The following is a 13,032-nucleotide window of genomic DNA, read 5'->3' on the forward strand; positions in this document are numbered from 1 at the left end:
GCTAACACCTACATTTTATCGTAATGGAATTGTAAAAGCCCCCAAATTGAGGGTAAAATTAAATTAATTAAGGATAAACCTGGATTGAGTCATTGGGTAAGGCTTGAATAAATCGATCGCGCTGGGGATGTCCCGCACCAAACACACTAACTACTTGATAGGGGTCATCATCATCTGGGAAATTAGACTGAATCCAAACATAAGAGGGAATCCCTAATTTTCCCCCAACATTTTTATTACCGCGACGAGTAAAATTGTTATAGCCTTTGTAATGATCACTACTATAAAGCAACCCTAAGCCTTGTCCAATAACCTTATGTTGGTGTCCTTCACTGTTCCAATTGTTAACCGCTTCTGGATATTTTAAGCCTGGGGAAGGGACAAGATAAATGATAGCATCATTATTGTTGAGAACATCCTGACAGCGTCGTTTTACAGTTTTCCCCTTCTCTTGAACGTCAATAATTAGCGGATGATGATCGGGGGGTTGTGCTGAATAAACAGCTTTAAAACTATCTAAAGTATCTTCAATCAACTCAGACCATTCCACTTCATCACAGGGAAGAATCTGATCGGGAAATTTCCACAGACACCCTCTTAATCTTCCATTATTCCAATGAAGCGGACGACGGGAACCGCGACCAATTCCCCCTAAATGAGAGGCTAATAATAAGGTCTGTTCAATCGCTTTATGGTGTTTCTCTGTCTTCGCCTCAATCAAGATGTTTCCCTGACAGAAATAAGGATTATTCCTGTTTCCCATGTCTTCTTCAGTTAGTTCCACCCCTAAACGAAAACTTCCCTCTTGACTAAGTTGACCGAATAGTTCATTCTCAAATTCTTGGGCAGTTTGATTATTATAAAGTCCTAGCGCGATCGCGCGAAACCAATATCTCAAAATCCCTCTTAACGCAACTGGACGAAACGTTTTATCTTGATTCGACGCGCCAAACATTCCTTGAGAATAAAACTGGAAATGATGAGTGGAACTATGGGGTAAATTTCCTTTTACTGTTGTTCTACCATAACCAGCGCTGACTCTTGAACCAATTCCTGCATGTAAAGCCTGTTTTAGCCACCCTTTAACAGTTTGGAGATCATCATTTTTTTGTTGTTGATATCTTCCGCGACTGGTAGAAACTAACCCAATTAAAATCTCAGGTTCTTCCATTGATAATAGAGGATGAGGAACAGGATTATATTGAACCTGATTGTCTTTCCATGACCATTGGGGGTTCGCCATATCCACACTTAAACAAGGTTCAGTAGGAAACGCATCTAAAATTTGTACTGTTCCAATTCCTTGATCAATATCCCCTAAAATTCGTTTCACTTCTGCTAAACTAATCTCTTCGTTTTTTGCGTGTTTTTTCGCTTGGGCTAAGAGCGCCCCTTTGAGACTGCTAGAAGGGATATAGGGAACCCCATAAACGGGATGAAATACAGGCAACAGCAACTCTTGAAATCCTCTCATTCCGCCGACACGAACCCGCCAAGAAAAGGTTACTTTTAAGGTTTCATCGGCTAAATTCTCTGTTTTTTGTGTTAACTGTTGATAGACTTTTCCACATTTTCCTTCAGCATTTGCAACTGATTCCAAACTCTGATTTCTATCTTGATCTGTTTCAAAGTTTTTTGAGTTTAATTCTTGTAAAGGATTTACCATTTGAACGATTCTCCTTATTCTTTCGCTTCACCAAGTACCGCAACCGCCCAAAACGACCATTCTTTAGCTAACTGAATGCTAAGTCGATTCAAGACAGTATATTCCCGTAAGGGAAGTTGAATTAATGTGGATTCATTATTAGGATCAAAATTGCCATTACTAAAGGTTTTAAGTCGGTTGAGAAAGACTTGATAAACAATTCCTTTGTATTTAGTATCCGATCCCGTTCCATTTAGAAATTTTTTCATATCACCGCTTAAACGATGCAATCCCCAAGTTGAAATATAAGCAGTTAATCCTTGTACTAAACTAGAAGCCCTCTTACAATAATCTTCACTCAATTCTTTGGTTAATCTCTCTTTCACCTCAGTTAATCCTTCATAGGCTTCTAAACTAAATTGACGAGTATCTAACTTGATTGGAGATGAGGGTTGAGTGTTAGGCTGGTTAGGTTGAGCAGTTGCTTGTGAAGTATTTTTTGGTAAAGGTTGTGTCGTTGGCTTATTGTTTTGAAACTTTTGATTAGTCTCTCGATTTGATGGCTTTTTTGGTTTTTGGTTTTGTTTTTTAGATTTTTTTTGGTTATTACTTGTCTTTTTCTTAGCCATTTAAATTCTCTCCTTAATCATTAACTGTATTTAAGTATGCCCAACCGCGTCCGAGTCCTTCTAAACCGCCAAACTGTAATTTGTCATCTAAAAGTTGCTGTGTTGCTGTCCGAATATTGTTGGTGTTTGCCTCATCTTTAGCTGGTTTCATTCCCCAAGGGAAGAATAATACTGCTTCTGGAGGAATGGCCTCTTCTGATCGAAAAGAGCCATCTTTGACCGTTTTTTCCCTTTCTTCTAAGGTAACTCTCACTTCTCGCTGTAATCCTGTTTCAATAAGGGAAATACAGTCCTCATCGCTAACAATAACTAGATTATCTAATATTTGGCTAATCATCCCATTTTGTGAGGGTAAATGTTTGAGATTATTAGCAATTTCAGTGACAGGTTGATGATTGAGATGATTTCTGCTGAGTTTGGCATTTTGTAATAACAATTCGTTGGTATCAAAGCTGACTAAAGCAGGAGTATTGTCAGTAATTTTACTACGACATTGGGCAATGAAATGACTTAAAGGATTCTGATCTAACCAGCGATTCCAACGTTCTAGAAATAAGGGACAAGTAATCCAGATTAAATGATGACTTAATGAGGCTATGGGAAAGAAAAGTAAGGTGGCATCGGCAAACCAAACTTCTCCTTCTGTCGGCTGTTGTCCGTCTTTAATTTTTTGTCCAAAAAAGATTCCTGCTTCTTCTTCACCATGGCTGGCTTCCAATTCGGCGCGAATTTTTCCCCGTAAAGAGGAGGCGGGAAGATAAGGAAATTCGGTGTGAACTTCTCGCGCAATTCCCATTAGGTTGCCTTCATCTGCACTCGCGCCTGTATGTAAGGGCGTGAGAAGATACATATAAGTTAATTGTTGTGTCATTAGTTTTTTCCCCACAATAGTTTTCCGTAGTTAAGTTGTTGTAAAGTGTGTAGCAAAACGCCTCCTTGCGGCGGTAAAAGCGAGTCAGTTCGTTCCGGAAGTTCCCGAAATTGATAGAGGGTGCCGGGGGGAACAAATGCCCGTTGCGGGAGTAAGGAAAATTCCGTTTCTCCCTTAGTTTGTCGCTGAATTTGAGAAACCCCTCCCCAAAGTAAGGCGCGATCGCTGACATAGCTTTCTAGTGCCTCTTGCCAGTAATAGGGATATGTCCCATAAATGGGTTCATGGGGAATCCGTTGCGCTAATCCGGGTGTCAACACATAGGCACAATTGCGATCCGAATCGGGAGTGTTTAACTCCTCCAACTGTTTCCAGACTGAAGGAGGCGCGATCGCGCTTAATAAGGCCCGATGTCCCTCTCCCCCTAAACGAATCACTGTTTCCTCCTCAATATTGGCACTACAAGCCATGACCAACCGCCAACCCGGATGGAGACGAGTCGCCACTTCTGTAAAATAGCCTTCTTCTGCTTTCACCTGACGCTTCCCGGTTTCCATGTGGATATGGGGAAGCACTTGTGAACTCCACGGATCAGCATGGAACGCATTCGGATCGGACAAAGATTTTCCCTGTAAATAGTCCAGTAACGCCTCCGCTTTTATCCAAGGTTGGGGCCGCCCACAAATAAACTGGTTCTCATTTAAGGGAGGGGGAACCATAACGGCAAAAGATTGGGAACTTTTCAGATATTGCCAAGCCTGACTCAAGGAAGTGTTCTCATTGACAAGAACTTCCGAAGTATTAGGAATCAGACGAACAGTTTCTTGCCAAGTATCGGCGGTATCTTCATATTCATCCTCTGGAGTCTCTTCAGAAGATTTTTCCCCAATACAGAGTAAATCTTGAGGAGTGGCAAGCCAAAGGGTGTTCTCTTCATCCATGAGAAAGGGTCCTAAAAATTCTAAATCCCGTTGACTTTCTTCATAGACTGGCAATGCTGAACGTAAGGCTTGAAAAACAGTTGTCGGAAGTGGTGGAAATTGCCCTTGCGCCCATGAACCGTCTCCTGGGGTAAAGGGTTTGGACTCTCGGAATAATAAAACATCGAGGGGGGTCATCGTGTACCATTGCATGAGATTATTCTCCTGTCCATTTTTGTCGTTCTTCGAGGCGAGTCACCCAGAAAGCGGTAAAGCGGAGAATCTTTCCTAAATCCTCTGGCGTAGTGCCAATTATATTGGGGTCTTTGGAGGGGTTAGCCCGATATGCCCAATCTTCCCATTGGTCTAACCAATTTAAAAGTTGTTCGGATTGTTCTTGATCTAACCCTTGATCGCGACGGTTCAAAATTACTTGGGTGGCTTCTCGAAATAGTTTTAGATTGGGAGTGACAGGACATCGCTTTGGGAGTTCTTCTGCAAGGCGGTAAAGTAACCCACTAAAGGCTTGAGGAGGGGCATTTTCTAGGAGATCGCACCAAGCATCTAACAGATGTCCTTTCATTAAAGATTCGAGAACATTCCCCGATCCGTAGATGACGCGGAAACAGAGTCCGTCTTTAGGCGGGATTGTCTCTTGTTTCTGAGTTTCTTTTGCCCCAGCGAGTTCCTTAGCGCGATCGGATTCTGCTGACCAGAGATTTTGGAGAACTGTGGGCAGAGGGACACTTTTATGGGCGATGACAATCCCTAAACTCATAGTGGCACCTTTCCCCATGGTGAAATAAGGACGGTTGACTAAAGGAATATCTTGATCCTGCTTGGGATACCAATAGCCGCAGCTATCGGAAGCATTGTCATCAGGAGAGTCATCAAATTCCCCAATTGGATCGTTTCCGCCACACCAAGCCGCCCGCAGCGATCGCAGAAATAAGGATAAATCTTCAATGGGCAAAACCGTCATAACATCATCGCCGCCACTGTAAATAACTTTCCCGCAACAGCGTTCTTGAGTTAAATAAGGAACGAGGCGATTGGAAAAGTCAAGGAGGGCGCGGTTTAACCCAACATGAGTAGCCGGTCCCATGCGCTTTTTCGTTTGATGCAGCAGTTCCTCATAACCTTGGGTCTGCTGAACTTCAGGGGAAATCACATTGGTATCCAGATAACTTTCATAAAACTCTAACTTGCGCCCTGAAACATATTGTCCCATGCCATCGCCATCCCCAAGCACAATTACCCACCAATCAGCAGGACTGCTATTGCCAAAACCGTTCTCTTGATGGGCTTGGTCAATGCAGTTTTGTAATTCTGCTTTTTCCTGTTCAGTGGTGAGGTTCAGGTCATCTCCTAGCCATTTACTGGAAAACATCACGCCGTTGAAAGGATTGTTCTTATCAAATACTTGATCCACTTTCGGGACTTGGAACGGACGACGAGTGAGACTGCCAAACCGATCGCGCTGTTTTCGAGAAAAATAACTGCGGATTAACGGTTCTAAGGTATGCCAATAGGATTTTACTTTCTCTGGATGATTGTGGGCAAAACGGGCAGCCGCGATCGAGCTAAGATTAGGAAAGCGAATCGCTTGTTCGTAGTTGGGAGTCTCTTCTTGGGTAGTTTCTCGCGTTTTGATTCCTAAACTTTCGCCGACACCCCCATAAACCCAAGCCATGCGTTTAGTGAGTTCAAGGGCATTGAGTTTTTCCGATCCATTAAACAACCCTGGAAATACTTCTGCAATCACTCGCCAAAACAGACGCATAGAACCACCGGCTAATCCGCCCCCTTCTCGAAAGTGATCTTTATACAGTAAATTCGGATGAACGGCGCTATAGTGACCCGAAAGTGTGGAACGTTCTCCTGGAGACGCAGGAATTGCCCAAGTGCGAGTATTTTTAACCGCTTGAATCGACTGTCCTAAACGTTGTTGTAAACTTCCCCACCAAGTACCAATATTAATGTTCTCATAAACATTGGTTTCTGCGGTTGTGGGGATCGTTTGTCGGGTTTGAGACAGTTGATCTTGTTGTTCTCGCCATTGGGAAAACGCTTCATCTTGAAGGGAAATTTCTAACCCCATTTCAGGAGAACCAAGGGGAATTGCTGTCCAATAGGGTTCCCAAGTATGTTCGAGTTGAGCATTCCAAAGACGATTCCATTCCCAGCAGCCACCCTGTTGCCATTTTTCCAGTTCTTGGCGATATAACTCGGGATTCTCAGAAAATTCGTCTTTGATGGCTGTCCATAAATTTTGCCGTTTCTCTGCGGTGTCTAGGGCTGTCATTACCCTATTCTTAATGGTTTCTCGGACTTTTTCCCCAATTCCTGTCCAAGTTATATTAAGGGTTTGCTTCAAATGATCGCCTAGTTCTTGGGCTGCCTTTTCCCCCGGAACCACTGCCGTAATCATATTGGGAAATCCAGCGGTACTGAGGCTAGTGGATTCTTGATCATTAAACCGAGAAACAGGATCATTTCCAGTATATTCTTGAAAGAAGGTCTCGAAATCAGGATATTTTTGTTGTAGGAGGGCATCAATAATTTCCTGACTCCATAAAGAGGGAGTAATAACGGCATCGGGACCATATTGTTGGGCAATTTCCCAAGCAATTTTTGCCCCCAGATAATGAAGCAGATATGATCCAGCCCAAAAGTCGAGAAATTTACGGGAGGCTTTAATAAATTCTTGAACTGGGGAGAAGGTAAAGAGAAGCAGATAAGGATGTTGTGGGGTTCCCGTCTCTGAGTTCATTGCCCCTACTAAAGCAGAAACAGTACTACTATAACTGTAGAGAGGGCAGTCTGGGAGAACCGCATGGGCAGGGAGAAAGGCTTGCTGATTCGGGTTGACTTGGGCTTCGGGAAAGAACCGCCAAAACCACCAAAAGACTTTTTCGGGGTCGCTTTCTTGGGCAATGGAAGTTAAGTCTGGAAGATGATCTGCTTTCTCTCCTGATAAACGCTGACTTTGACCGCTAATGGGATGTTTAATCTGTTGTGGTTCTTGATCTGTTTCTAGATTAACGCGATCGGAGGAACTGGCGATATCTTGGCTTAAACGGTTAACATTCCACCATTGTTGCAATTCTTCTAAGTGTCCTTCTAAACAATGTAATTGTGAACAAATGCTATTTCCTGATGTGCTATAAGTTTGGATTAGGGCATAAAGTTTGCGGCGTATCATAAAGAGTTTTATTGTTTAATTAGTATTTAATTTGTAGCACAGTATGAAACATAAATCACTTACTTTAAGTTAAATTTACCTGGCTTTCTCACCATAAAAGCTAACAGGAAAATACATCACTATTGTTCAAGATATGGGAAGTTTAATCATCTGTGTTGCCTTTCCACGCGAACAGCGAAAAAAAAAGGATATTCGCGTGGAAAAGTTAGCTTGGATCAAAAAAGCATTTTATAGTAGATTTAACGTTTCACCGAGTGATATTCAGCCTAAAAATGAGTTTGTTGTGTCATATTTTGATTGGTTGCCCCAGCAGTGGCAAATCTAGCCTTGCCCGCGCGATCGCGCAAGAGTCTCCCCATTATCGGATCATTTCCACGGATCAGATTCGTGCCGAATTATTTGGAGATCAAACCATTCAGGGAAATTGGTCGCAAGTGGAAGCCAAGGTTTATGAAGCCATTGACCAAGCCCTGAAAGCAGGCTTTCCGATCATTTATGATGCAACCAATGCGAAACGGGCGTGGCGCATGGGATTACTGGAACATCTTCGCCAATATCGTGATGTGGATTGGATGGGCTGGTATTTGAAAACGCCTCTGGAAACTTGCTTGCAGTGGAATAAAAAGCGCGATCGTCAGGTTCCTGAAGCAGTCATTCAACGTATGAACCATTGGTTGAAGCAATTTCCCCCTGATGATGGGGAAGGATTTACAGCACTGCATACCTTAAAGCCGGATACTCTCGATTCTTGGTTACAACAAATTAATCAAGGGATTAACAAACTTCCGAAGACGAAAATTAATCGTGAAAATTGCAATCGTCCTTTAACCTTTCACACTTATTCCCGCTTACTAGATTTCGAGCGTTTAATGTACTTAATTCGCTTACTGATTCAGTATCCAGGGTTGGGGAATTTGCAAACCGCTTCCCCCGAAATCATTGAAAAAGTTTTAGGCGAGGAACAAACATTTGAAGATGAAATTGAAGAAATTTGTGCCTTTTTAGCCAAAACCGCCGACCCCCTCTACGCTGATCCAAAGGCTGTTGCTCAAGATTTGCAGTGGTTGGAAAGCAATGGTTTATTGGGAGGAAATAACCTACAGCAACCCTTGGAACTGGGCATTTATCAATCTCAGGACTATCCGACTCATCACTATTCTGATATCGAACCCTTTTTGCGCTTAATCAATACCATTCGTTTAATTCTCCATGAACCCTTTATTCGTGAACCAAACTCAACAACATTAAAAAGTTTTGTGCATCGTCTCCAATTCGAGGGATTAATCAAGCATCAAGCAGAAGAAAAACAGATTTCCAATCTCCGTAAAGATATTGAAAAAGTGCTTAAACCTTATGAAATTCTACCCCACTTTTCTATGAGACGGGGCTATTTTATGGGGACTGCTATTTTATCATTTCCTGAGCTAGTGAAAGTCTTTCGGTTATTGGAAAGCCAAGCAAAAAGTCTTGAAGACCCTGAATCATTGGAAATTTATCAATTATTTCAAGAACGAATGCAGTGGTCACAACTTGCCGATACTCAATCTTATCCTGTACGTGCTATTCATAATCGCAATATCGTTAACTTGGAAAAACTGTCTCCTTCCGCCCTCGCTCTGAATATCAAGAAACTCGAAGTAGCCATTGAACAAGGGCAGTTATTAGAACTCGGACGCATTATCGGGAGTGGGCGCTATCAGTCTGGAGAAGACAATTATTTTTTCGCTTATCCGCTGCAATTAGTGTTTCATAATATTGGTTGGTATTTAGGTTTAGAACGGTATGATGGAAACCATCAAGGATTGCTCCAATTTGAGCGCGTAGATCGCTTATTATTGGGACGCACTCCGTCTCAAAAACGTCCTCTGAGCGAACAATGGTCGGCACTAAAACGACTCCGAAAACTCTATGAATATAGTGGGGGAATCTATTTGGGCAAAGACGTTAAGCAGCAAAAAAACTATCTCAGTCGTGAACCTTCCCAACGAAAAATGGCAGAGGTAACTGTCGAGTTATGGATTAATGATGCCATGTTTCGGTTTATTAGTGAGGGAACTAAACGGTTTCCTCTCAAACAAATGAAAATGTCAAAATCCTTCAATCCTGACTTAAATCGAAAGAATAAAACTTTGTTTAGCTTGAAGACAACCAATGATCCCAATTTCCCTAATCGTTATCAAGTGAAATTGCCCTGTTGGTGTGTTGACGATTATGATTTTCATCGCTGGATTTTAGGTTTTGGTGGACAAGTTAAAGTAATGAGTCCAGACTCCCTGAAAACAATTATTCAAGAAAAAGGAACTGCGATTGCCCAACTTTATAACCAGGAATAACAAAACGTTTTCTCATTTCCTCGGTTTTCCAGAGTATGCCAAAACCCAAGTCGATCTCGCCCGTACTTTGGTCACAGTTTATGGGAGAGATGAAGTGGATTGCTTAACCCTTTTTCTGATCGCCTCGCCAAATCGCTGTAATACCGATTCTCTCGTTGACCCGCTCGGTTGCCCACTATCAAGGATTTCTAGCGATTTAAACCATTTTTATCTTATAGCAAAAAAATTATTTCGCACCCCCCTCGGAAATGGCACTTGCAATCCAGTCACAGTGGGGGCTAAAATTAGAGGGGTCGCTTCCCTACGGGGAAGTGGAATTAATGGAAACTCCTTTCTCCAGTAATTGGAAGCCTTCTGTCTGAAGTCGCTTCCCTACGGGGAAGTGGAATTAATGGAAACTTCTAGAACAGTACCAAACTCATCATCGCTCCAATGTCGCTTCCCTACGGGGAAGTGGAATTAATGGAAACACATATCTGACGTTGTAGATTGATGCAGGGACTCGGTCGCTTCCCTACGGGGAAGTGGAATTAATGGAAACAAGAGGTCTTCTGTTCCAGCCTCTTTGTGAGCTTTTAGTCGCTTCCCTACGGGGAAGTGGAATTAATGGAAACTTCTTTGGGATTTAGACTTGTGTTCTTTTTCAGTCGCGTCGCTTCCCTACGGGGAAGTGGAATTAATGGAAACCTGAATTTGGCAATGAAGTCACCAGACCGCTCTGGCTTGTCGCTTCCCTACGGGGAAGTGGAATTAATGGAAACCTTAGAAGACCCTAAGGAGAATGGCTTAGCTCCCTTTAGTCGCTTCCCTACGGGGAAGTGGAATTAATGGAAACTTCTTAGCTTCCTGATTAACTTTATTTACATCAGCATTGTTGTAGTCGCTTCCCTACGGGGAAGTGGAATTAATGGAAACATCCTTAGTCAACCCATCAGGGGCATTAATCCGACTACCGCTGTCGCTTCCCTACGGGGAAGTGGAATTAATGGAAACAGGTTTACGCGATTAGTTAGCTTGATGAAATCTTTCAGTCGCTTCCCTACGGAGAAGTGGAATTAATGGAAACTACATCTGTGTGTTAGGCTTGCTAGACTTAATATAATGTCGCTTCCCTACGGGGAAGTGGAATTAATGGAAACCCCCTAACGAGCACCAGACTCGATTTACAGGGGCGAGGACTACTTCCTCATCCTTCTGTCGCTTTCCTACGGGGAAGTGGAATTAATGCCACTCTGGGCATCTTCTCCCTTGTTCCCGTGCAACCTTGAATGCACGTCATACCGATTGCCTATTATCCCAATCAGGGGGATATGACAGTAAAATTCACGAATCGTTGCCATTCCCCGAAATGAGATCACGAACCGAAAAAAATGCTTTCAAGAGTACCTTCACATAGCCACCCCAACGATGCTTCTTAGTCGCCAATGGCTTGAATTTAGACTGTTGCATTGAGTTGAAATAATTATAATCTGCGGTTTTCCATCAAACCCATTAACTTGCGTTTGCGACCATGAGCTTTCACTAATTCTTCTCGATATCGAAGCCATTCCGATTCTTGGTTCATTGCCAAATAAGCAGCGTGGACTCGTTTTAACCACTGCACAGCCAACTCGTATAATTTAGCGTGAGAACGTTCAATAATGGATTCAGCACGGGCTTTGGCATCATCAATGACCCATTGGCTATGACTTTCGAGAACCTGATCCATTACTTTGAAAATGAGTTGCGTATGGTAACTGGATAAATCACTCACGATCGCGATCGCGTCCTCAATCAACCCTTCTTTTAAGAAAATATTGACCTTGGCATGTTCTGCTCTCCAACTATCGGTTTCTCGGAGGGACTGTAATAATTCTGTTTTCAGTTCCGACCAATTGTGAGCTAAGGCTTCAAGCCTTTCATAATCAGAGAAAGACGGTTCCATTTTGAACGCAATGATCCTTGCGTCTAAAGCAGCCTCAGAATCGCCGATGGTTTCTGCGAGCTTGCTTGTCCAAATGGCAAATCCAGAATCTCGGACTAAGAAATTGTTATCTTGAGGATCGAAACACAATTCCAGTCCTAGTTGGGCAATGGTTAGGGCTTGTGATTGATATTGTTTTTCCCATAAGGTTTCGGCTAAGGCTTTGGCTTCAACGAAAGAATCGATTACCGTGGGAGCAAGGGTCATCACTTGTTCAACTCGTCCCAACCGAGCCAGCATGATTAAGTAATCTTTAATTTGTCCTTCTGCTTGGGCTAAACGAAGATATTCCTCATAACGTTCTTGCCGTTCGAGAATTCTTAAGCGCACTCGGCTCAAATCTTCTGCCCATTGTGGGGGTTCACCTTGCCAAGGTCGTTGTTCTGGCGTTTCCTCTGATAACACTTTTAATAAGGGAGGATAATCCCAGCCTTGCCGTAAGGCTTCCAGAGCCATGGCAAAACTGCCCCATTCCTCTTGCCACATTTCTATTGTTTCTTGCCATAGTAAAACTTCCTCTTCCGTGAAGTCTCCACTTAAAATCGCTTCCGTACAAGCGCGATCAAAATCTATATCTATATCTTCAGGTTCTAAGCCATAGTCTGAAACTACGTCCCAATTTTCAAAACATCCTTCGATAATTCCCTGTAAAATCGTTAAAGCATTGTTGCCATCTCCGCGTTCGGCAAATGTCCTCGCTTCATCAATGAGCTGGCATAATCTCAACTCAACATCATTATCGTCCCAACCATTTTCCCAAGCGACGGCAGTATCGTACAGAATTTGTTCTACTCGTCGCTTCAAGGGAGCGGAATCAACCGTTGTTCTTTTTGGTTGGGCTTTGCTTGATTTTGACTCTGTGGGGGATGGCGTTGAAGATAATAAACGACTGACCTGAAAGTCAATCTCTTCGATCAGAGTCGGATCGTTTTCCACCAGTGCTTGAATTAAATTTTGGGTTTGGACAAGATTCAATTGATCGAGTAATTCATTTAAGCTGGGACGTTCTTGAATCTCCTCCGGCTGATTTAAACAAAACAGAAGTGTCGCGACAATATGTTTGCACCACCCTTCAAAGTTATAGGCACAAGTGCAGGTGGTGTGGGTAATTCCGTGGTCGTCAAAGGTGATTGTAAGGTGATAAGGGTCGATTTCATTCCCTTCCACTTGGCTAAAAATCGTCTGTTTGCGCTGTGTTACGGAGAATACCGCTCCCGTGTGAAAATAATCTTGACCGCGCTCTAAAGACTGAGGTCTGGTATTTTCCTCAATGACAGCATACGTTAAGTTCGGAATCGCCATAATTGTTTAATTTAACAACTTGCTTGAATTGTAATCGGTATTTTTGAAAAAATTGCCTGAACTAGGATCTGGTTAAAGCGGTTCGGCCGAAGGAATGGGCTGAGACAAACGTCTCTCAAAATACAAGGTCAGTAGATGGACAAGTCTAGTTTTAGCGCGATCGC

7 protein-coding genes and 1 CRISPR repeat array are annotated in these 13,032 nt (G+C 42.8%); of the genes, 1 reads left to right on the forward strand and 6 read right to left on the reverse strand.

Translation table 11 applies throughout. The features are described 5' to 3' along the window. Positions 1-67 precede the first annotated feature (67 nt). The 5 genes from FRE64_RS16635 to cas10 are packed head-to-tail and all read right to left on the reverse strand — an operon-like array spanning position 68 to position 7,270. Positions 68-1,666 (reverse strand): RAMP superfamily CRISPR-associated protein, encoded by a 1,599-nt coding sequence (locus tag FRE64_RS16635; RefSeq protein ID WP_146297494.1) that lies wholly within the window; start codon positions 1,664-1,666, stop codon positions 68-70. Positions 1,667-1,680: 14 nt separating this feature from the next. Continuing rightward, on the reverse strand, positions 1,681-2,274 hold the full coding sequence (locus FRE64_RS16640; protein WP_246140449.1) for a PT domain-containing protein: 594 nt from the start codon (positions 2,272-2,274) through the stop codon (positions 1,681-1,683). Positions 2,275-2,287: 13 nt separating this feature from the next. Next, positions 2,288-3,145 carry a type III-B CRISPR module RAMP protein Cmr4 gene (cmr4, locus tag FRE64_RS16645; RefSeq protein ID WP_146297496.1) on the reverse strand — a complete coding sequence of 286 codons (858 nt, stop codon included), beginning with the start codon at positions 3,143-3,145 and terminating at the stop codon, positions 2,288-2,290. Continuing rightward, on the reverse strand, positions 3,145-4,278 hold the full coding sequence (locus tag FRE64_RS16650) for a type III-B CRISPR module-associated Cmr3 family protein (protein ID WP_146297498.1): 1,134 nt from the start codon (positions 4,276-4,278) through the stop codon (positions 3,145-3,147). Before FRE64_RS16650 ends, cmr4 begins: the two co-directional genes overlap by 1 nt. A gap of 4 nt (positions 4,279-4,282) precedes the next feature. Beyond that, positions 4,283-7,270: a type III-B CRISPR-associated protein Cas10/Cmr2 gene (gene cas10, locus FRE64_RS16655; protein WP_146297500.1), complete on the reverse strand. Its 2,988-nt coding sequence runs from the start codon at positions 7,268-7,270 to the stop codon at positions 4,283-4,285. A gap of 272 nt (positions 7,271-7,542) precedes the next feature. On the opposite strand from cas10, the gene FRE64_RS16660 reads away from it, so the two are divergent. Next, positions 7,543-9,603, forward strand: a complete 2,061-nt coding sequence (locus tag FRE64_RS16660) for an AAA family ATPase (RefSeq protein WP_146297502.1) — start codon at positions 7,543-7,545, stop codon at positions 9,601-9,603. Positions 9,604-9,895: 292 nt separating this feature from the next. Then, positions 9,896-10,835: direct repeats of the CRISPR family, unit length 36 nt; unit sequence GTCGCTTCCCTACGGGGAAGTGGAATTAATGGAAAC. A gap of 230 nt (positions 10,836-11,065) precedes the next feature. Here FRE64_RS16660 and FRE64_RS16665 read toward each other — a convergent pair. Beyond that, positions 11,066-12,868: an SWIM zinc finger family protein gene (locus FRE64_RS16665; RefSeq protein WP_146297504.1), complete on the reverse strand. Its 1,803-nt coding sequence runs from the start codon at positions 12,866-12,868 to the stop codon at positions 11,066-11,068. Between the last annotated feature and the right edge of the window lie 164 nt (positions 12,869-13,032).

Source organism: Euhalothece natronophila Z-M001, from assembly GCF_007904085.1.
Taxonomy (GTDB): domain Bacteria; phylum Cyanobacteriota; class Cyanobacteriia; order Cyanobacteriales; family Rubidibacteraceae; genus Halothece; species Halothece natronophila.